We start from the raw sequence: 18380 nt of genomic DNA, 5'->3' as shown, positions 1-18380 counted from the left end.
CCTGCTCCTTACACGCGTTCAATAATCAATGCGATCCCCTGACCGACGCCAATGCACATGGTACAGAGCGCATAGCGTCCGCCGGTACGCTGTAACTGGTAAGCGGCGGTCATCGCCAGACGCCCGCCCGATGCCCCCAACGGGTGACCGAGGGCGATCGCACCGCCGTTAGGATTCACCTGCGCGGCATCATCGGGTAACCCCAAATCACGCATCACCGCCAGCGCCTGCGCGGCAAACGCTTCGTTAAGCTCGATAACATCCATCTGACCAAGCGTTAAACCCGTCTGCGCCAGTACTTTGCGAACCGCTGGCGCCGGGCCAAACCCCATAATTCGCGGGGCGACGCCAGCCGTTGCCACGCCGACAATCCGCGCCAGCGGTTGTAGACGTTGCTGCGCCATCGCCTGCTCGCTGGCGATGAGCAGCGCACAGGCACCGTCGTTAACGCCAGACGCATTGCCCGCCGACACCGTACCGTCAGGACGGACGACACCTTTCAGCCTGGCGAGCGCCTCCAGCGATGTCGCACGCGGATGTTCATCTTCGCCAAAAATCAGCGGCTCGCCTCTTTTTTGTGACACTGTCACTGAAATTAACTCTTGCGCGAACAACCCCTGTTCCTGAGCGGCAGCGGTGCGCAACTGGCTGCGCAGCGCAAACGCATCCTGATCGGCGCGCGTTACGCCAAACTCCTGCGCCACGTTTTCCGCCGTTTCCGGCATGGAATCCACGCCATAACGTGCTTTCATTTGCGCGTTGATAAAGCGCCAGCCAATCGTGGTGTCTTCGATTTTCATATTGCGGCTGAAGGCATTTTCCGCTTTGCCCATCACAAACGGCGCACGTGACATGCTCTCCACGCCACCGGCGATCATCAGCTGTGTTTCGCCGCTTTTAATCGCTCTCGCGGCAATACCAATGGCATCGAGGCTGGAACCACACAGCCGGTTTACCGTACTGCCCGGAACGCTTTCCGGCAACCCGGCCAACAGCAGCGCCATTCGCGCCACGTTGCGGTTATCTTCTCCCGCCTGATTTGCACAGCCGTAAATCACGTCATCGATCAACGCGGGATCGAGGCCAGGGTTGCGTTCAAGCAGCGCCTTCAGTGGAATAGCGGCCAGATCGTCAGCCCTGACGTTCGCCAACGTTCCGCCGAATCGACCAAACGGCGTGCGCACTGCATCACAGATAAATGCCTGATTCATCATAGTTCCTTATGCGCTTTGCGCCAGCGGTTCACAGCTCAGAGTCACCGGCGTCAGACGTTGCAGCTCCTCAAAAGACAGACCGTTGAAAATTTCCCGGACAACCGGGCCCGAATCGGTAATATCAATCACCGCCAGGTCGGTATAGATGCGGCTGACGCAGCCCATGCCGGTTAAGGGATAGGTACAGTGTTCAACCAGTTTGCACTCGCCGTCGCGGGTCAGATGGTCCATCATCACAAACACCTGACGCGCGCCGATCGCCAGATCCATCGCGCCGCCCACGGCGGGAATGGCATCCGGCGCGCCGGTGCTCCAGTTGGCGAGATCCCCGGAGGCCGAGACCTGATACGCCCCCAACACGCAGATATCCAGATGCCCGCCGCGCATCATGGCGAAGGAGTCGCCGTGGTGGAAATAGCAACCGCCCTGCAACAGCGTGACGTACTCTTTCCCGGCATTAATCAGCTCCGGATCTTCTTCCCCTTCCGCCGGTTTTGGCCCCATCCCGAGCAGGCCATTTTCACTGTGCAGGAAAATCTCTTTTTCCGCTGGCAGGTAGTTCGCAATACGGGTTGGCAAGCCGATCCCCAGATTGACGTATGCCCCTTCCGGGATATCCTGCGCCACGCGTCTGGCCATGTCGTCACGGGATAATGTCTTCATCGTTGGCTCCTTAGGCGCGCAGCGCTGCATGGGTGAGGTTTTCCAGCGAAAACACGCGCTGGACAAAAATCCCCGGCGTGATGACGTGCTCGGGATCAAGTTCGCCGAGAGGGACAATCTGATTCACCTCCACCACCGTGGTTTGCGCGGCGGTGGCCATGATCGGACCAAAGTTACGCGCCGCTTTGCGGTACACCAGATTCCCCCAACGATCGGCCTGATGCGCCTTTATCAGGGCAAAATCGGCGTTAATCGGGTATTCGAGCACATAGTTTTTCCCCTCGATGTGGCGAGTTTCTTTGCCTTCAGCCAGCGGCGTACCGAAGCCTGTTGGCGTATAGATAGCCCCCAGGCCAGCCCCGGCAGCCTGAATGCGCGCCGCCAGATTCCCCTGGGGTACCAGCTCCAGTTCAACCTCGCCACGGCGATACAGGGCATCGAAAATCTGTGAGTCCACCTGACGCGGAAAAGAGCAGATCATTTTGCGTACGCGTCTGGCCTTCAACAGCGCGGCCAGACCGACTTCACCGTTGCCCGCATTGTTATTGATGATGGTAAGGTCGCGAGCGCCCTGCGCGATGAGCGCATCGATCAATGTGGTGGGTTGTCCGGCAGTACCAAAACCACCAATCATGATGGTGGCGCCGTCCGGGATCCCGGCGATGGCCTCCTCCAGCGAAGGCACACTTTTATCAATCATCAGCTCGCTCCTTGTGGTGCGGATTTCGCACATTTTTGCGTTGTTCGCACAAAATGTGACCCACTTAACGAAGTCAGGCAAGGGCGATAATCGAAATATGGTGCGATAATCGAACATCGTTTATGTTTGTACGAAGAATGTGATCCGTGGCGAACAACGAGAGGAAAACAGTGGAAAAACATCCTGATGACCGACTGAACAATGAGACCGATCCGTTCAAGGGCGATCCAAACTATATGGCGTCGCTGGCTCGCGGGCTGGAGGTGATTCAGGCGTTCACGCCGCAGCGGCGGGTGATGTCGATATCGCAGATTAGCCAGAAAACCGGGATCCCGCGCGCGGCGGTCAGACGCTGTCTGTATACGCTGGGAAAACTGGGGTTCGTCTATGCCGAAGATGGGAAAAATTTCGAACTACGTCCGCGGATCCTGGCGCTGGGCCATGCCTATCTGGCCTCCACTCCGCTGGCTCGCGCCACTCAACCGGTTCTGAAACATCTGAGCGAAATGCTCAATGAATCCTGTTCCATCGCCACTCTCGATGGTGACGATATTTTGTATATCGCCCGCGCCTCCAGCTCACGCATTATGACCATCGATCTGGACATCGGCAGTCGGCTGCCCGCGTGGTCCACCTCAATGGGACGCGTTTTGCTCAGTCATCTTTCAGAGGACAAACTGAACGATATGCTCGGGCGCATCACCATGATCCGTTACACCTCGCAGACCGTGGATTCCGTCCCCGCCCTGCGCGCCGAACTGAAGAAAGTGCGGCACCAGGGTTATGCGCTAAACGATCAGGAACTGGAGATGGGATTGCGGTCCATTGCCGTGCCGCTGATGAACAGCCAGGGTCAGGTGCTGGCGGCGCTTAACGTGGGCGTACATGCCGGACAGGTGACGGCGGACGAGTTGCGCAGCCGCGTACTGCCCGAGCTGCAGAAAGCCGCGCAGGAATTGTCGCTTTTACTGCATTAACGGCTGCGCTTGGCGTGACGTTCCCAGTTTTCCTGCTTCGCCTGCGCGGATTTGCGCAACGCCACATAGCACGCCCCGCTGCCGCCATGATGCGGCAGCGCCACGCAGTAGGCCTGAACGTCGTCGAATTCGGTCAACCAGCGTGCCAGATAGCTGCGCACGATGTTGGCATGTGAGTTATCGTCTCGCCCCTTACCGTGAATGATCAGCACGTTGCGCAGTCCATCCTGTAACGACTGGAGAAGAAAACTGAACAGTTGTTGACGGCAGGCTTCCACCGGCTGACGCAACAGATTGAGGCTCGCCTGCTGGCTGTATTTCCCCGTGCGCAGCTTATCGAGCACGCCCTGCTGCAGCCCTTCCCGGCGATACTCCAGCGGTTGCGTCAGCGGGACGATCTCCAGAAAACCGGTGGTGAGAAAATTATCAAGCTGGAGTGTATCAATACGCTGCGGGGCCCGCGCATTGCGCACGGGCTGCCAGTGTACGTCGGCGCAACGTTTCAGCGGCTGAACATCCTCCATGGCGTCAAGAAATAACGATTTGTCGTCAAGGTTCATGCTGTGTCCTCCCGCTTTTTAAAGACAGTCACTATCATAGCCGTCCCCCAGGAGGGCGACAACGGTTTACAGATGCTTCCAGTAAACATCAGGGTGTCATAAAGCCATGATGCACTAAGCCCAGGCGATTTCATTCGTGATTAACTCAAATTGAGTGATTCTTAAATCCGTTTGATTTAACTTAGATTTTCGTGAAATCAATCACCCATGATGGCTGGCTTCAGTAAACAGTTCTTGCTATAAGACATTACCCGCCACACGGAATAATAACGGGAACACATGAAGGATAAACTGCTGTGTGTACTGTAGAGTCTGGCGGATGTCGACAGGCTCTATTTTTTTATCCCAAATCAGGGGTATAGCACTGCTGGCAGTGACCATGATACGTTGACGCCCCACCGACTGCATGCCAACGAGGCAACCGATGCTGACACTACTGGAAGAGAAAATGATGACCCCGCTGGGTCCACTTTGGGTAATTTGCGACGAGCAGTTCAGGCTTCGCGCTATCGAGTGGGAACAGTACAGCGAACGCATGGTGCAACTGCTGGATATTCATTACCGCGTCGAAGGTTATACCCGCATCAGTGCAACCAATCCTGGCGGTCTGTGCGACAAACTTGCCGACTATTTTGCCGGTAACCTCAGCGCGATCGATGCGCTGCCCACCGCCACCGGTGGCACCCCTTTTCAGCGGGAAGTCTGGCAAACATTGCGAACCATTCCTTGTGGTCAGGTGATGCACTACGGTCAGTTGGCTGAACAACTGGGACGCCCAGGCGCGGCACGGGCGGTTGGCGCGGCGAACGGCTCGAATCCGATCAGCATTGTGGTGCCCTGCCATCGCGTCATCGGACGAAACGGCACCATGACCGGTTACGCCGGCGGCGTGCAGCGGAAAGAGTGGTTGTTGCGCCATGAAGGTTACCTGTTGCTGTAGTCTCCAGGCAATTCGTGCCTTCTTGCTCACACTTTTACGTAAAGACGCCACACGGAAGATAAGGATTTTCAAAGGGATAGAAATATTTTGCTCACACATGCCGGAATTATCCGCTATTGGGGTTACCTCAGACTTACGTGCTCACCAAAAAGATGTTAAAATTGACAAATATCAATTACGGCTTGAGCAGACCTATGATCCCGGAAAAGCGAATTATACGGCGCATTCAGTCTGGCGGTTGTGCTATCCATTGCCAGGATTGCAGTATCAGCCAGCTTTGCATCCCGTTCACACTTAACGAGCATGAGCTTGATCAGCTTGATAATATTATCGAGCGTAAAAAGCCGATCCAGAAAGGCCAGACGCTGTTTAAAGCGGGTGATGAGCTGAAATCGCTCTATGCCATTCGTTCCGGTACGATCAAGAGCTATACCATTACTGAACAAGGCGATGAGCAGATCACCGGCTTCCACCTCGCGGGCGACCTGGTCGGTTTCGACGCGATCGGTAGCGGTCATCATCCGAGTTTTGCGCAGGCACTGGAAACCTCAATGGTCTGTGAAATCCCGTTTGAGACACTTGATGATCTGTCCGGCAAAATGCCGAATCTGCGTCAGCAGATGATGCGTCTGATGAGTGGTGAGATCAAAGGTGACCAGGATATGATCCTGCTGCTGTCGAAGAAAAACGCGGAAGAGCGTCTGGCAGCATTTATCTATAACCTGTCCCGTCGCTTTGCGCAGCGTGGCTTCTCTCCACGTGAATTCCGTCTGACCATGACCCGTGGCGATATCGGTAACTACCTGGGCCTGACCGTTGAAACGATCAGCCGTCTGTTGGGTCGTTTCCAGAAAAGCGGGATGTTGGCGGTGAAAGGGAAATACATCACTATTGAAAACAGTGATGCGCTGGCGGTTCTCGCCGGACACACCCGCAACGTTGCTTAATCTTTCCGCAACCCTTCAGAAACCCTTCTGTCGAATCGTTAAATTTTCCTGATTTATTGATCTGACAGAAGGTTCTTCCCTGTTTCAATTCACATTCTTGGGTTACTCTTTTAGTTACAAACTGCGATGACAGTTGTAAGGAGACCCTGTATGGCTATGTATCAAAACATGCTGGTGGTTATCGATCCGAATCAGGACGATCAACCTGCGTTACGGCGTGCGGTTTATTTGCATCAACGGATTGGTGGCAAAATTAAAGCCTTTTTGCCGATCTATGACTTTTCCTACGAGATGACCACCTTGCTGTCGCCGGATGAGCGTACGGCAATGCGTCAGGGCGTCATTAGTCAGCGGACGGCGTGGATACGCGAACAAGCAAAATACTACATTGAAGCAGGCGTTCCTGTTGACATTAAAGTGGTCTGGCACAACCGTCCTTTTGAAGCCATTATTCAGGAAGTGATCAGCGCCGGGCACGATCTGGTGCTGAAAATGGCGCACCAGCATGACCGACTGGAAGCCGTGATCTTCACTCCTACCGACTGGCATCTGCTGCGTAAATGTCCAAGTCCGGTATGGATGGTGAAAGATCAGCCCTGGCCGGAAGGTGGTAAAGCGCTGGTGGCGGTGAACCTCGCCAGTGAAGAGCCCTACCATAATGCGCTGAATGAGAAGCTGGTGAAAGAGACGCTGCAACTCGCCGAACAGGTTAACCATACTGAAGTGCATCTGGTCGGGGCCTACCCTGTCACGCCGATCAATATCGCGATTGAACTGCCGGAATTTGATCCCAGCGTCTACAACGATGCGATTCGCGGTCAGCACCTGCTGGCAATGAAAGCGCTGCGGCAAAAATTCAGTATCGACGAGAAAGTCACACACGTTGAGAAAGGGTTACCGGAAGAGGTAATCCCCGATTTAGCGGAACATCTGCAGGCGGGGATTGTGGTTCTGGGTACAGTGGGCCGCACGGGAATTTCCGCGGCCTTCCTGGGGAATACGGCAGAACAGGTCATCGATCATCTGCGTTGTGACCTGCTGGTCATCAAACCTGACCAGTACCAGACGCCCGTCGAACTCGACGACGAAGAAGACGACTAACGCGTTGTGAATAAACGAAAGGCCCAATTATTTGGGCCTTTTCTTTTAGTGCTTGTCCTCACCGCCAAGGAAATAAATCCCCAACGGGATGGCCAGCAGCACGGTGAAAACCAGGCTATAGACGAAAATCATTGATGACTGAATGACATACATTGACGTCGTCCAGTCAGAAAGCGGAATATCGTACTGTTCAATCACCCCACCGATCGTGGCGCGCGTGACAACCGATGCGGCAATAATAAACACACCCAGCAGGCAGAGCAGAAACTTTTTGCCCTTCGCCGTCTTCAGCTTTTCCATTATCATCGTAGTGTCCTTCTGTTACCAAACTTTTGTTACCTTGGCGCAACAATACCATGACATTATGAAAAAGTCTGCATCAGTTCCTCCGACAAATCCGTCACATTGAAAGCTTCTTGGCGTAAAAACGCTGAAAGCGCTATTTATTACCCCTATTTATTGATGACTTGAATGTTTATCCTGAGTACCATTAGTAAGTTACAGGTTATTTCTTGTCATTTCAGAGGCAGCGGAAAGCCGGGGATAAATATGTTTGCAGAGCTGTTCGTCAAAAACATCTTCAATCTGACGGTTATTTTAAGTAGCGTCTTTAGCTTAATCCTGATGAATGTTTTCTTTCGTCATGCACATAAACGCAAGAAAGGGTTTGTCTTCCATACGGCTCAGTTTCTTATTTATGCGCTGATGATCGGTACATTAGGACGCATCGCTAATACCGTTATTACTCATTATAACATCAGCGCGGTTTCATCCAGTATTATCGACTTTGTTTGTACGTCGTTGATTGCCCTGATTCTGACGATAAAACTGTTTCTGGTGATTAATCAGTTTGAAAAATCGCAAATTAAAAAAGGGCGAGACGTCACCAGCGCGCGAATCTTATCGCGGATTATCAAAATCACCCTCATTGTCGTCATTATTTTGCTTTATGGTGAACACTTCGGCATGAGCCTGTCGGGATTACTCACCTTTGGTGGCATCGGCGGCATCGCCGTGGGCATGGCAGGGAAAGATATCCTGAGTAACTTCTTTTCCGGCATTATGTTGTATTTCGATCGCCCATTCAGTATCGGCGACTGGGTGCGTTCCCCGGATCGCAATATTGAAGGCACCGTGGCGGAAATTGGCTGGCGGATGACCAAAATCACCACCTTTGATCATCGTCCGTTATATGTTCCTAACTCTGTCTTTTCCTCGATTAGCGTAGAGAATCCCGGCCGGATGAGCAACCGTCGAATCAACACGGTTGTCGGGTTACGTTACGAAGATGCCAGTAAAGTGGGTACGATCGTCAATGCCATTCGGCAAATGCTACAAACCCATGCCGATATCGATCAGCAACAAACGCTGCTGGTCTATTTTAACGGCTTTGGTGACTCTTCATTAAATATTATGGTGTATTGTTTTACCCGGACAACGGTCTGGGAAGAGTGGTTAGCGGTTCAGCAACAGGTTTATCTTAATATTATTGATATCGTACAGAGCCATGGTGCTGATTTCGCCTTCCCGAGCCAGACACTCTATCTCAATAATAGCAGTCAGGGTTAAAGTAAAGCGCTATTCGCAACATGTGATAGCCTCAGGACATATTGACCTGAGGCACCTTACTCAGATAATGCGTTATTATCCGTTCACTCAACAATTTCGATAAAATTCCCGTCCGGGTCTTTGATGACCGCTTCATAATAACCGTCCCCGGTCGTGCGCGGTGGTGAAACCAGAATCCCCTGCGCCTGCGCTTTTTTTGCCAGCGCATCCACTTTTTTAGCGCTGCCAACCGCGATCGCCAGATGTACCCACCCGGTCGTCTGGTTATCCGGGCGCAGGGCTCGCAGTGCGGGTTTCGTCATCAGTTCAATCGCAATATCATCACCGATGCGCACAAAGTAAGATTCGAATCCGGGATTGTTCTTGCTGATGTATTTCTCATTAAGCGTTCCGCCAAAAAAACCAGCCCAGAAGCGCGCCTGCGCCTCCAGTTCCGTGGTCCATAGCGCCATATGTGCGATTTTCATGTTTCACCTCGTTTCAACCCGTCAGAACGTTGACAGCACCGACCGTTTTGCCCGATCATGCGCTATATTGCTCGATGTTATGGTTTTCAGGATTTATCATGCTCGATTATGCAGCTTTCCCGGAACAACGACAAGCCCTGATTCAGCAGATCCTGCAGGAGAATGGGCGCGTGGTATGCAGTGACCTCGCCTCCCGGCTGAACGTGTCGGAGCACACGATTCGCCGCGATCTCCATGAACTCAGCAAGGAAGGCATCTGCAAGAAAGTGTATGGCGGCGCGGTAATGATGCTGCCGGAAGCGGGTGACTATTCGATCCGCAAAACGAAGAAGCCCGATCAAAAGAGCAGTATCGCGCAAAAATGTGCACGACTGGTCAAATCCGGTAGCTGTATTTTTATCGACACCGGCACGACCAACCTGGCGATGGCGGAGGCGCTTCCGGCAGAACTCTCTTTGACCGTGGTGACCAACTCGCCGGAAATCGCTGCCGTACTGTTAAAAAAGCCTCTGTATGACGTCATCATGCTCGGCGGTCAGCTGCAGCGCTCTTCGGGTGGTTGCGTCGGCGCATCGGCGATCGCGCAGGTTCAGGGGATGTTATTCGACCAGGGGTTTATCGGCGGCTGTGCGATGGCGCCGGAATCCGGTCTGACCGGGTTTGATTACGCCGATTGTGAATTTAAGCGCGCAGTGCTCCGGCAGTGCAATGAGACCATTGTCGCGCTGACGGCAGACAAGATCCCGGCCGTGGCTCGCTATGTTGTCGCCCAAAGTGGTGAGATCGATGTCATTGTGGTTGAAGCGAATATCAGCAAGGAGTACTGCGAGGCGTTTCGCGAACATGATATTCGCATTTATACGGTGTGATCAGCAGGCGCGTTTCCGCGCCCGCTGATGGATGGTTAATGCCTGATGATGTACATGGTCCGGCTATAGGCCACATCTTCCGGGTTCATGATCGGATACCCTTTCAGCCACGGCTTGATTAAGCGCCCGTTGGTGTACTGATAAATTGGCGCGATGGGCGCCTGCTCCATGAGGATTTTTTCCGCCGCATTGTAGTCCGCGTTACGCGCTTTATCAGTGTTTTCCATCGTCGCCTGAGTGATGACTTTGTCATACGCCGGGTCGTTAAAACGGGAAATATTGCCGGAGTGCGTCGACGTCAGCAGCGACAGGAAAGTGGAAGGTTCGTTGTAATCCCCCACCCAGGAAGCGCGAATCACATCAAAGTTTCCGGTATTACGGCTGTCGATGTAAGTTTTCCACTCCTGGTTTTGCAGCTTTACATCCACACCTAAGTTTTTCTTCCACATCGAAGCCACCGCGATGGCGATTTTCTGGTGGTTCTCAGAGGTGTTGTACAACAGCGTCAGGTTAAGCGGCTTCTGCGGACCGTATCCCGCCGCACGCAACAGCGTTTTCGCCTGGGCATTCAGCTCTTCCTGACTCATCTGCTCGAACGGAGACGGTTCAGGCGTAAAGCCGGCAGTGACGTCCGGCGTAAAATGCCAGGCCGGTTTTTCCCCGGTCCCCAACACTTTCTCCGCCATAATGCGACGGTCGATGGTCATGCTCAGCGCCAGACGCACGCGGGAATCCGCCGTTGGCCCTTTCTGCGTGTTAAAGGCGTAGTAATAGGTCCCCAACTGCGGTGGCGTATAGACCTGCCCCGGAATGTCCTTTAACAGCTTCTGGTACATATTTTTCGGGAAGGACTCGGTGATATCAATATCCCCCGCCAGGTAACGTTTGGTGGCCGAGGACTCCTGATTAATCGGCAGGAAAGTCACTTTTTGCAGCACCGTTTTACCGTTATCCCAGTACTGCGTATTCGGCACCACCACCAGCTTTTCATTCACCACGCGATCCTGCAACACGTAGGCGCCGTTACCCACCAGATTGCCCGGTTTGGTCCAGTCTTTACCGCTTGCCACGTTGGCTTTTTGCACCGGATAGAACGCAAAGCTGGCGGTGAGATTGGCGAACCACGGCAGCGGCTTATCCAGTTGCACTCTCAGGGTACGAGCGTCAATGGCGGTCACGCCAAGCTTATCGGGCGTCGCTTTGCCATCAATGATCGACTGAGCGTTATTGACTCCTGCCAGCGCGGCAAACCAGGCAAAGGGTGACAGCGTTTTCGGGTCCACCAGACGCTGCCAGCTATAGACAAAATCCTGGGCGGTCACCGGCGTGCCATCTGACCAGCGTGCATTATCCCGCAGCGTAAACGTCCAGATTCGATTGTCGTTGCTTTTCCATTGTGTGGCGACGCCAGGCACGATTTCGCCCTTCTCGTTCTGGTTCACCAGTCCTTCAAACAGATCGCGAATAACCTGAATTTCCGGCAGGCCAACCGCTTTAGCCGGATCAAGCGTCGCCGGTTCATCTTTTATATGGCGAACCAGCTCCTGCTTCTCTGCCAGTACCGTTCCGCTGGGAACATCCGCAGCATATGACAGAGAAATGCTGCTAACCAACAGCGCACAACAGGTTACTGAAACAGCGTGCTTCATAGAGTCCCCTCAATCCGGCTTATTCACGATGGCGTAATTATTTGTTTCGCCTGAAGGAAATGCAAACATCTTCCTGCAGAAAATTGATATTACGACTAAAAATCTGTCCATGCGAAAACGATTTGATTATCGACCCAATTTGCACAACACTGCGAGTAATAATCCCTGAATTCAGAGACGCTTATGACCGTTACCCGCCCTCGCGCCGAACGCGGCGCCTTTCCGCCAGGAACCGAACATTATGGACGTTCACTGTTGGGTGCACCGCTGATCTGGTTTCCGGCAGCCGTTGCCAGTCGTGACAGTGGCTTGATTATCGCGGGAACGCACGGCGACGAAAACGCATCAGTGGTCACGCTCTCCTGCGCACTGCGCACGCTGACGCCTTCACTGCGCCGCCACCATGTGATCCTCGCAGTGAACCCGGACGGCTGTCAGCTCGGTTTGCGTGCGAACGCTAACGGCGTCGACCTTAATCGCAATTTCCCGTCGGCTAACTGGAAAGCCGGAGAGACGGTTTATCGCTGGAACAGCGCCGCAGACACGCGTGACGTGGTGTTATTGACGGGAGATCACCCGGGTTCGGAACCGGAAACCCAGGCGTTATGTCAGCTCATTCACCGCATTCACCCCGCGTGGGTGGTCTCTTTCCATGATCCACTGGCCTGTATTGAAGATTCCAAAAGCAGCGAGCTCGGTGAATGGCTGGCGCAGGCGTTTGAACTACCGCTGGTGACAAGCGTAGGTTACGAAACGCCCGGCTCTTTCGGCAGTTGGTGTGCGGATCTGAATTTACACTGCATCACTGCGGAATTCCCGCCGATCTCATCAGATGAGGCCAGCGAGAAATATCTCCAGGCGATGTCCACGCTTCTGCGCTGGCATCCTAAAGATGCAGTTGTCCGGTCGTAAAGTGCAGTGCGGGCTCCACATCAACCGCCAGCCAGGTAGGACCGTCAAGATCGGCAAAGCTGACCTGCGGCGTCAGCGGTAATGCGGCAGAAATGGCCCGTGACGTGCAAAGCATGCAGCCCAGCATCAGGGCAAATCCTTGTTCGCGGGCGTCGGTAGCCAGCGCCAGCGCCTCGGTCAGTCCGCCGGTTTTGTCCAGCTTGATATTGACCATTTCATACCGCCCATGCAGCGCTTTCAGGCTGCTGCGGGTATGGCAGCTCTCATCGGCGCAGACCGGCAGCGGATGGATAAAATTTTCCAGCGCGGCGTCATCCTGCGCCGGAAGCGGTTGTTCCAGCATCGCGACACCCAGATCGGCCAACAGCTGGCAGCGCGCCGCCAGCCCTTCCGCCCGCCATGACTCATTGGCATCGACAATTAAGGTCGCTTCCGGTACCGCCGACCGAATCGCCACCATACGTTCGCTGATCAGCCGATCGTCCAGTTTCACCTTCAGCAGTCGGGCTCCGGCTTCCCACAGCGCCGCTGCACTGGCCGCCATTTGTTCCGGGGTACCAATCACTACGGTCTGTGCGGTGGCGATTGTCGTCGGCAGCGCCACGTTGAGGGTTTCAGTCAGCGTTTGTTGCTGCTGGCGGGCCTGCAGATCCCACAGCGCACAGTCAACCGCGTTGCGCGCCGCGCCTGCCGGGAGCAGTTTTTGCAATGCTTCCCGGGTCAGTCCCTTTTCCAGTTGCGGGACAATGCTCATGATCTGCGCCATCACGGATGCATCGCTTTCCCCGTAACGCGGATAGGGCGTGCACTCACCGATCCCTTTCACGCCCTCTTCTTCCAGTTCAACCACCACGACACGCGCCTCACTGCGGCTGCCACGGGCAATCACAAAAGGGGTATGTAACGGCCAGGCTTCCTCGTATACCTTCACAGAACGCATTTTTTCTCCTTAAGTAATGACGTGGTGGTTTGTGCGCTTCACCGAAATAGCGTTTGCCGTGTTATCGGCTGTTGGCATAAACTAACTATGACGTTAACTATATGTAAACAGGAAGATAACCATGTCACAAACCGTTCATTTCCAGGGCAACCCGGTTGCAGTCGCCAACTCCATTCCTCAAGCGGGTAGCAAAGCGCAGCCTTTTACCCTCGTGGCAAAAGATCTGTCTGACGTCGCACTGAGCCAGTTTGCTGGCAAACGCAAAGTGCTGAACATTTTCCCGAGCATCGATACCGGCGTTTGCGCGGCATCGGTACGTAAGTTTAACCAACTGGCCACCGAAATCGACAACACCGTGGTGCTGTGTGTTTCTGCCGATCTGCCGTTTGCCCAGTCCCGCTTCTGCGGCGCGGAAGGTCTGAGCAACGTTATCACGCTGTCCACGCTGCGTAACGCTGAATTCCTGAAAAACTACGGCGTTGAAATCACCGAAGGTCCGCTGAAAGGTCTGGCCGCTCGTGCGGTTGTCGTTCTGGATGAAAATGACAATGTCATCTTCAGCCAGCTGGTGAATGAAATCACTAACGAACCTGACTATGCCGCTGCGCTGGAAGTCCTGAAAGCCTAAGGCAGCCGTCATACAAAAATGCCTCCATTGCGGAGGCATTTTTTTACTCTTCGCCCTTCTTCTGATTCAGGCCATATTCACGCAGCTTATTCGCAATCGCGGTATGGGAAACCCCCAGGCGTTTCGCCAGTTTGCGGGTACTGGGATAACTGCGGTAAAGCTGGGTTAACACCGAGCGCTCAAAACGGCTGGTGATATCATCCAGCGAACCTTCCATCGCATCTTCACCTACCGCAACCGTCGTCGCATCGTAGTCAGGCAGCAAAATATCCTGTGGTCGCAGTTCGTAACCTTCAAGCTGCGTCAGCGCCCGGTAGATGGCGTTTTTCAGTTGACGCACGTTGCCAGGCCAGCCGTAGCGGGTCAATACCGTACTGAGATCGGCAGCCAGTTTAGGACGCGGCACGCCTTGCTCATCGGCGAAACGCGCCACAAACAGTTCGGTCAGCGGCATGATGTCCTGTGGACAATCGCGCAGCGGCGGCAGATTCAGCGTCAACACGTTCAGGCGATAATAGAGATCTTCGCGAAACAGCCCTTTCTGCACCAGTTCAACGAGATTCTTTTGCGTCGCGCAGATCACGCGCACATCGACATGCACCTCATGATCTTCCCCCACCCGACGGAACGTACCGTCATTGAGGAACCGCAGTAGCTTGGTCTGCATGCGCGGCGACATTTCACCAATCTCATCAAGCAGCACCGAACCGCCGTTCGCCTGCTCGAAGAAGCCTTTTTTACCTTCTGGCGCATGACCGAACAGTTCACTTTCCACCGCATCTTCAGGGATCGACGCGCAGTTGAGCGCCAGATACGGTTTGCCCGCGCGCGGGCTGGCCTGATGACAGGCATGAGCAAACAGATCTTTACCGGTGCCGGTATCGCCGGTAATCAACAGGGGCGCACTCAGCATCGCCAGTTTGCGTGCCTGTTCGACAACATGTTTCATTTTGCCGCTGACGGCGATGATCTGGCTAAAAGCACTGACATCCTGGGTCGCCAGATTCTGCAACTGACGCCCCATCCGGATAGTTGAACGCAGCATTACCACTGCACCGGTGAGCATAGTTTCGTCAGTTTCCCCTTGCAGATAGACCGGCGTGATTTCCATCAGGAAATTCTGCCCGTTGATCACCACATGTTCGTTATGGGACGCCTGCGGATTGCCCTCCAGCCAGCGCTGGAAGTTAAAACCGTTGATCAGTTGTGCCGCGGTATGGTTGCGCATCCGCTCCGGGTTAAGCGCAAACAGCTGGCAGCTTGCCGGGTTCGCCATCTCAATTTTACTTTTCAGATCCAGCGACAGAACCGGTTCTGGCAACGCCTCAAGCAGCGCGCTGAGCGCCAGATGCTCACGCTCTGACGGCATCCACGGCACGGTGCGTACGTCGGTGACGCCCGCAATGCGGCGAATTTCCGCCATCAAACTGCTGAAGTTAGTGAACTCCAGTTCGGCAAAGTTAAGGTAGATTCGCCCGATGGGGTCAATCTCGATACCGCGCAAATCGATGCTGCGTAGCACCAGTAAATCGAGTAATTCGCGAGTCAGACCAAGTCGGTCTTCACAAAAGACTTCCAGACGCATGGGGGGACCTTCACCTGAATAATGAGCTATAGATAAGATGATAAGCCAGGAATGGGGAAGCAGGAAGGATTCTGTCAACAAATATTGACAGCATGACGGAAAAACAGGCGTTTCGGCGTAAAGTTACGCGGTCAACGCCTGCGATTAGATTACTTTTCTCGCGGGGAGCCGTTTTTCTGCACCGTCTCTTTGAGCTGCCCGATCAGTTGACGCCGGAAATCTCCCAGACGGGGTTTGTCATCATCCATCCACGGCAACGGGCGGCAAAGCTCCATCGCTTTGATCCCCAGTCGTGCGGTTAACAACCCCGCGCCAATCCCCTGCGCAGCACGGGTCGACAAGCGCGCCGCGAGATCCTGCGACATCCAGTCCATCCCCACTTCCCGCACCAGTTCGCTGGCTCCGGCGAAAGCGATGTTGAGCAACACCAGGCGGAACAGACGCAGACGGCTGTAATAACCCAGCTCAATCCCGTACAACGTAGCGATACGGTTAATCAGTCGCAAATTACGCCAGGCAATAAATGCCATATCCACCAGCGCCAGCGGACTGACTGCGATCATCAGCGTCGACTCCGCCGCTGAACGACTGATTTCACGCCGCGCTTGGGCATCCAGCACCGGTTGAACCAGATGCGCGTACAGGCTGACCACTTCGCGGTCATTTTGCGTTTCGTGAATCGAGGCATACCAGCGCTGCAACGCCGGATGCGACTGGTCGATTCCGGCCTGCTGCGCCAGTTTCTCGCAGAAGGCACGCCCTTTGCCGGCACCGTGACTGTGCAGCAGGTCACGCGCTTCATCGCGCTCGTGAGCACGCTGACGCAAACGCCACAGACGTCGCCATTCGGTTGCCACCGATCCGACACCCGCCCCAATAATCAGCGCCCCGGCCGCGCAACCCCCGAGCGCCACCCAGTCCTGGGTTTGCCAGGCGTTCATTGTCCACTGCACACCTTGTCCAACCACGCTTACGCCGAACAGCGCCAGGCCACCCATCACCATCTTGCGCCACAGGCTGCGCTTCGGGCGTAGCGCTGCGTCAATCACCGCTTCGGCTTGCCCCTCTTCTTCCAGCGGTTCATCAACGGTGGCCGGGGCAAAGGACTGGGCCTGCGTCTCGCTAAACGTTTGTTGCGCTTTAAAGGCCGGGTTCTGCTCGACGTCAAGCGTACCGGCGAAATCAATCCGCGGTTTTATCGGTTCGCTCATCGCAATTTATCTCCTATTAAAAACTCCAGCGCGGCATCCAGACGAATATGCGGCAGCGGCTTATCGACGTCCATTTTTTGCGGTCGAAACGCTTCAAACTGAAACCCCTGACTGTCCCAGAACGCCTGTCCCGGCAGTCGCGCCGGCACTTCACCGGGGTAGACCGTCAGCGGGGAGCCATCGCTTAAGCGATTACCGCGCAGCGCCGGGATCTTTTCGCCGTTAACGTCAATCAACCCGCTGGTGGTTGCCTGGACGGAAGCCAGCCCCAGACAATCCATGCTGATCCCTTCAAACGCAGCGTTCTGCCAGGCATCCTGAATCAACTGTTGCAGCAGCGACACCATATTGGCGTGCTGATCGATCGTCACATGATCCGCTTTGGTGGCGGCAAACAGCAGTTTGTCGATCACCGGCGAGAACAGCCGACGGAACAGCGTACGCTGACCATAATGGAAACTTTGCATCAGTTGGGTTAACGCAAGACGCATGTCGTTGAACGCTTGTGGCCCGCTGTTGAGCGGTTGCAGGCAATCCACCAGCACAATCTGGCGGTCGAAACGCAGAAAGTGGTTCTTATAGAACCCCTTCACCACCTTTTCGCAGTAATAGTTAAAGCGCTCACGCAGCATCCCGGCGTTGGTATGCTTGTCTGCCTGAGCCAGTTTTGATTCGCCCCACGCGTCCACATCCGGCCAGGGGAAAAATTGTAACGCTGGCGCGCCGGCCATATCACCAGGCAGAACGAACCGTCCCGGCTGGATGAAATGCAGTCCTTGCTGTTTACACTGATGCAAATAGTCCGTCCACGCCGCTGCAATGTCGGCCAGGCGGTTCTCATCGGCGGGTGCCAGCGGATCCAGCCCTTGCGTCAGCTGTCGCCATTTCGCCGACCATTCCGCCCGCTGCCCGGTAAGCAGACCGGTCATCTGCCGTGACCAGCTCAGGTAATCCTGCGCCAGCATCGGCAGGTCGAGCAGCCACTCGCCGGGATAATCAACAATTTCCAGATACAGCGTCGACGTCTCTTTGAAGTGGCGCAGCAGGGAGTCATTGGATTTATAACGTAGCGCCAGGCGAATTTCGCTAACGCCACGGGTGGGTGTCGGCCACGTCGGCGGATCGCCATACAGCTGGGCCAGCCCTTCATCGTAGGTAAAGCGAGGAATACCAAAATCGCGCTGCGGAACGCGTTTCACCCCAAGCAGGCGCTCTTCACGCACTGCGCTGAGTAGCGGCAGTCGCGCCCCGGCATGAATATTCAGCAACTGGTTAACCATCGCTGTGATAAATGCGGTTTTTCCGCTCCGGCTCAGCCCGGTGACCGCGAGGCGCAAATGCCGGTCTACACCGCGATTAACCAGCGCATTGAGTTCATTGGTGAGTCTCTTCATCGCCATCCCGTTATGCCCGAAGACCAGAAAAAAGTATAACGCATAGCCTGTAAT

The 18380-nt window shown here is 54.7% G+C and carries 19 protein-coding genes; 8 read left to right on the top strand and 11 right to left on the bottom strand.

Annotated elements, in window-relative coordinates:
- Positions 1 to 8: 8 nt before the first annotated feature.
- Genes pcaF through WM46_RS06180 form a run of 3 tightly spaced genes read right to left on the bottom strand, consistent with a single transcriptional unit; the run spans position 9 to position 2577 of the window.
- Complete coding sequence (gene pcaF / locus WM46_RS06190; RefSeq protein WP_102601737.1) at positions 9 to 1211, bottom strand: 3-oxoadipyl-CoA thiolase; 1203 nt, start codon at positions 1209 to 1211, stop codon at positions 9 to 11.
- Positions 1212 to 1220: 9 nt separating this feature from the next.
- The gene (locus tag WM46_RS06185; RefSeq protein WP_102601736.1) at positions 1221 to 1877 is read right to left on the bottom strand and encodes a 3-oxoacid CoA-transferase subunit B; all 657 of its coding nucleotides are present in this window, start codon (positions 1875 to 1877) and stop codon (positions 1221 to 1223) included.
- Positions 1878 to 1887: 10 nt separating this feature from the next.
- Complete coding sequence (locus tag WM46_RS06180) at positions 1888 to 2577, bottom strand: 3-oxoacid CoA-transferase subunit A (RefSeq protein WP_102601735.1); 690 nt, start codon at positions 2575 to 2577, stop codon at positions 1888 to 1890.
- Positions 2578 to 2747: 170 nt separating this feature from the next.
- Between WM46_RS06180 and WM46_RS06175 the strand changes: the two genes are divergently transcribed.
- Positions 2748 to 3554 carry an IclR family transcriptional regulator C-terminal domain-containing protein gene (locus WM46_RS06175; RefSeq protein ID WP_102601734.1) on the top strand — a complete coding sequence of 269 codons (807 nt, stop codon included), beginning with the start codon at positions 2748 to 2750 and terminating at the stop codon, positions 3552 to 3554.
- Here WM46_RS06175 and smrA read toward each other — a convergent pair.
- The gene (smrA, locus tag WM46_RS06170) at positions 3551 to 4114 is read right to left on the bottom strand and encodes a DNA endonuclease SmrA (RefSeq protein ID WP_102601733.1); all 564 of its coding nucleotides are present in this window, start codon (positions 4112 to 4114) and stop codon (positions 3551 to 3553) included. The genes WM46_RS06175 and smrA overlap by 4 nt on opposite strands.
- A 424-nt stretch (positions 4115 to 4538) precedes the next feature.
- On the opposite strand from smrA, the gene ogt reads away from it, so the two are divergent.
- The 3 genes from ogt to uspE all read left to right on the top strand — a co-directional run bounded on the left by ogt (position 4539) and on the right by uspE (position 7102).
- Complete coding sequence (gene ogt, locus WM46_RS06165) at positions 4539 to 5054, top strand: methylated-DNA--[protein]-cysteine S-methyltransferase (protein WP_061077639.1); 516 nt, start codon at positions 4539 to 4541, stop codon at positions 5052 to 5054.
- Positions 5055 to 5248: 194 nt separating this feature from the next.
- Positions 5249 to 6001, top strand: coding sequence for a fumarate/nitrate reduction transcriptional regulator Fnr (gene fnr, locus WM46_RS06160; protein ID WP_003020397.1), 753 nt, complete (start codon positions 5249 to 5251; stop codon positions 5999 to 6001).
- A gap of 150 nt (positions 6002 to 6151) precedes the next feature.
- Positions 6152 to 7102, top strand: a complete 951-nt coding sequence (uspE, locus tag WM46_RS06155; protein ID WP_061077640.1) for a universal stress protein UspE — start codon at positions 6152 to 6154, stop codon at positions 7100 to 7102.
- A 45-nt stretch (positions 7103 to 7147) separates the two neighbouring features.
- On the opposite strand, the gene WM46_RS06150 is transcribed toward uspE, so the two are convergent.
- A complete protein-coding gene (locus WM46_RS06150) occupies positions 7148 to 7408 on the bottom strand; it encodes a DUF2534 family protein (protein WP_043001925.1) in 261 nt (86 codons plus the stop codon).
- Between the two features lie 243 nt (positions 7409 to 7651).
- Between WM46_RS06150 and WM46_RS06145 the strand changes: the two genes are divergently transcribed.
- On the top strand, positions 7652 to 8671 hold the full coding sequence (locus WM46_RS06145; RefSeq protein ID WP_061077641.1) for a mechanosensitive ion channel family protein: 1020 nt from the start codon (positions 7652 to 7654) through the stop codon (positions 8669 to 8671).
- An 83-nt stretch (positions 8672 to 8754) separates the two neighbouring features.
- On the opposite strand, the gene WM46_RS06140 is transcribed toward WM46_RS06145, so the two are convergent.
- On the bottom strand, positions 8755 to 9138 hold the full coding sequence (locus WM46_RS06140) for a VOC family protein (RefSeq protein WP_102601732.1): 384 nt from the start codon (positions 9136 to 9138) through the stop codon (positions 8755 to 8757).
- Between the two features lie 98 nt (positions 9139 to 9236).
- Between WM46_RS06140 and WM46_RS06135 the strand changes: the two genes are divergently transcribed.
- Positions 9237 to 10007, top strand: a complete 771-nt coding sequence (locus WM46_RS06135) for a DeoR/GlpR family DNA-binding transcription regulator (protein ID WP_061077643.1) — start codon at positions 9237 to 9239, stop codon at positions 10005 to 10007.
- Between the two features lie 35 nt (positions 10008 to 10042).
- On the opposite strand, the gene WM46_RS06130 is transcribed toward WM46_RS06135, so the two are convergent.
- A complete protein-coding gene (locus tag WM46_RS06130; protein ID WP_102601731.1) occupies positions 10043 to 11656 on the bottom strand; it encodes an ABC transporter substrate-binding protein in 1614 nt (537 codons plus the stop codon).
- Positions 11657 to 11839: 183 nt separating this feature from the next.
- On the opposite strand from WM46_RS06130, the gene mpaA reads away from it, so the two are divergent.
- The gene (gene mpaA / locus WM46_RS06125) at positions 11840 to 12568 is read left to right on the top strand and encodes a murein tripeptide amidase MpaA (protein WP_102601730.1); all 729 of its coding nucleotides are present in this window, start codon (positions 11840 to 11842) and stop codon (positions 12566 to 12568) included.
- Here mpaA and ycjG read toward each other — a convergent pair.
- Complete coding sequence (gene ycjG / locus WM46_RS06120) at positions 12543 to 13508, bottom strand: L-Ala-D/L-Glu epimerase (RefSeq protein WP_102601729.1); 966 nt, start codon at positions 13506 to 13508, stop codon at positions 12543 to 12545. The genes mpaA and ycjG overlap by 26 nt on opposite strands.
- 121 nt (positions 13509 to 13629) lie before the next feature.
- Here ycjG and tpx point away from each other — a divergent pair, with 121 nt between their 5' ends.
- A complete protein-coding gene (gene tpx / locus WM46_RS06115; protein WP_043000571.1) occupies positions 13630 to 14136 on the top strand; it encodes a thiol peroxidase in 507 nt (168 codons plus the stop codon).
- A 43-nt stretch (positions 14137 to 14179) separates the two neighbouring features.
- Here tpx and tyrR read toward each other — a convergent pair whose 3' ends face one another.
- From tyrR to WM46_RS06100, 3 genes are all read right to left on the bottom strand, one after another.
- Positions 14180 to 15721 (bottom strand): transcriptional regulator TyrR, encoded by a 1542-nt coding sequence (gene tyrR / locus WM46_RS06110; RefSeq protein ID WP_102601728.1) that lies wholly within the window; start codon positions 15719 to 15721, stop codon positions 14180 to 14182.
- Between the two features lie 149 nt (positions 15722 to 15870).
- A complete protein-coding gene (locus WM46_RS06105) occupies positions 15871 to 16932 on the bottom strand; it encodes a YcjF family protein (protein WP_102601727.1) in 1062 nt (353 codons plus the stop codon).
- Positions 16929 to 18326 (bottom strand): YcjX family protein, encoded by a 1398-nt coding sequence (locus WM46_RS06100; RefSeq protein ID WP_061078042.1) that lies wholly within the window; start codon positions 18324 to 18326, stop codon positions 16929 to 16931. Before WM46_RS06100 ends, WM46_RS06105 begins: the two co-directional genes overlap by 4 nt.
- Between the last annotated feature and the right edge of the window lie 54 nt (positions 18327 to 18380).

The organism is Citrobacter freundii complex sp. CFNIH2 (genome assembly GCF_002880615.1).
GTDB lineage: Bacteria > Pseudomonadota > Gammaproteobacteria > Enterobacterales > Enterobacteriaceae > Citrobacter_A > Citrobacter_A amalonaticus_F.
The sequence above is the reverse complement of the archived record's forward strand: the minus strand, read 5'-3'. Positions and strand labels throughout refer to the sequence as shown.

Excerpts from the sequence above, each read along its gene's own strand:
- WM46_RS06145 (WP_061077641.1), top strand. The coding sequence starts at position 7,652 with ATGTTTGCAGAGCTGTTCGTCAAAAACATCTTCAATCTGACGGTTATT.
- mpaA (WP_102601730.1), top strand. The coding sequence starts at position 11,840 with ATGACCGTTACCCGCCCTCGCGCCGAACGCGGCGCCTTTCCGCCAGGA.
- tyrR (WP_102601728.1), bottom strand. The coding sequence starts at position 15,721 with ATGCGTCTGGAAGTCTTTTGTGAAGACCGACTTGGTCTGACTCGCGAA.
- WM46_RS06100 (WP_061078042.1), bottom strand. The coding sequence starts at position 18,326 with ATGAAGAGACTCACCAATGAACTCAATGCGCTGGTTAATCGCGGTGTA.
- ogt (WP_061077639.1), top strand. The coding sequence starts at position 4,539 with ATGCTGACACTACTGGAAGAGAAAATGATGACCCCGCTGGGTCCACTT.
- WM46_RS06135 (WP_061077643.1), top strand. The coding sequence starts at position 9,237 with ATGCTCGATTATGCAGCTTTCCCGGAACAACGACAAGCCCTGATTCAG.
- ycjG (WP_102601729.1), bottom strand. The coding sequence starts at position 13,508 with ATGCGTTCTGTGAAGGTATACGAGGAAGCCTGGCCGTTACATACCCCT.
- WM46_RS06185 (WP_102601736.1), bottom strand. The coding sequence starts at position 1,877 with ATGAAGACATTATCCCGTGACGACATGGCCAGACGCGTGGCGCAGGAT.
- tpx (WP_043000571.1), top strand. The coding sequence starts at position 13,630 with ATGTCACAAACCGTTCATTTCCAGGGCAACCCGGTTGCAGTCGCCAAC.
- WM46_RS06140 (WP_102601732.1), bottom strand. The coding sequence starts at position 9,138 with ATGAAAATCGCACATATGGCGCTATGGACCACGGAACTGGAGGCGCAG.
- WM46_RS06150 (WP_043001925.1), bottom strand. The coding sequence starts at position 7,408 with ATGATAATGGAAAAGCTGAAGACGGCGAAGGGCAAAAAGTTTCTGCTC.
- fnr (WP_003020397.1), top strand. The coding sequence starts at position 5,249 with ATGATCCCGGAAAAGCGAATTATACGGCGCATTCAGTCTGGCGGTTGT.
- WM46_RS06105 (WP_102601727.1), bottom strand. The coding sequence starts at position 16,932 with ATGAGCGAACCGATAAAACCGCGGATTGATTTCGCCGGTACGCTTGAC.
- pcaF (WP_102601737.1), bottom strand. The coding sequence starts at position 1,211 with ATGAATCAGGCATTTATCTGTGATGCAGTGCGCACGCCGTTTGGTCGA.
- uspE (WP_061077640.1), top strand. The coding sequence starts at position 6,152 with ATGGCTATGTATCAAAACATGCTGGTGGTTATCGATCCGAATCAGGAC.
- WM46_RS06180 (WP_102601735.1), bottom strand. The coding sequence starts at position 2,577 with ATGATTGATAAAAGTGTGCCTTCGCTGGAGGAGGCCATCGCCGGGATC.
- smrA (WP_102601733.1), bottom strand. The coding sequence starts at position 4,114 with ATGAACCTTGACGACAAATCGTTATTTCTTGACGCCATGGAGGATGTT.
- WM46_RS06130 (WP_102601731.1), bottom strand. The coding sequence starts at position 11,656 with ATGAAGCACGCTGTTTCAGTAACCTGTTGTGCGCTGTTGGTTAGCAGC.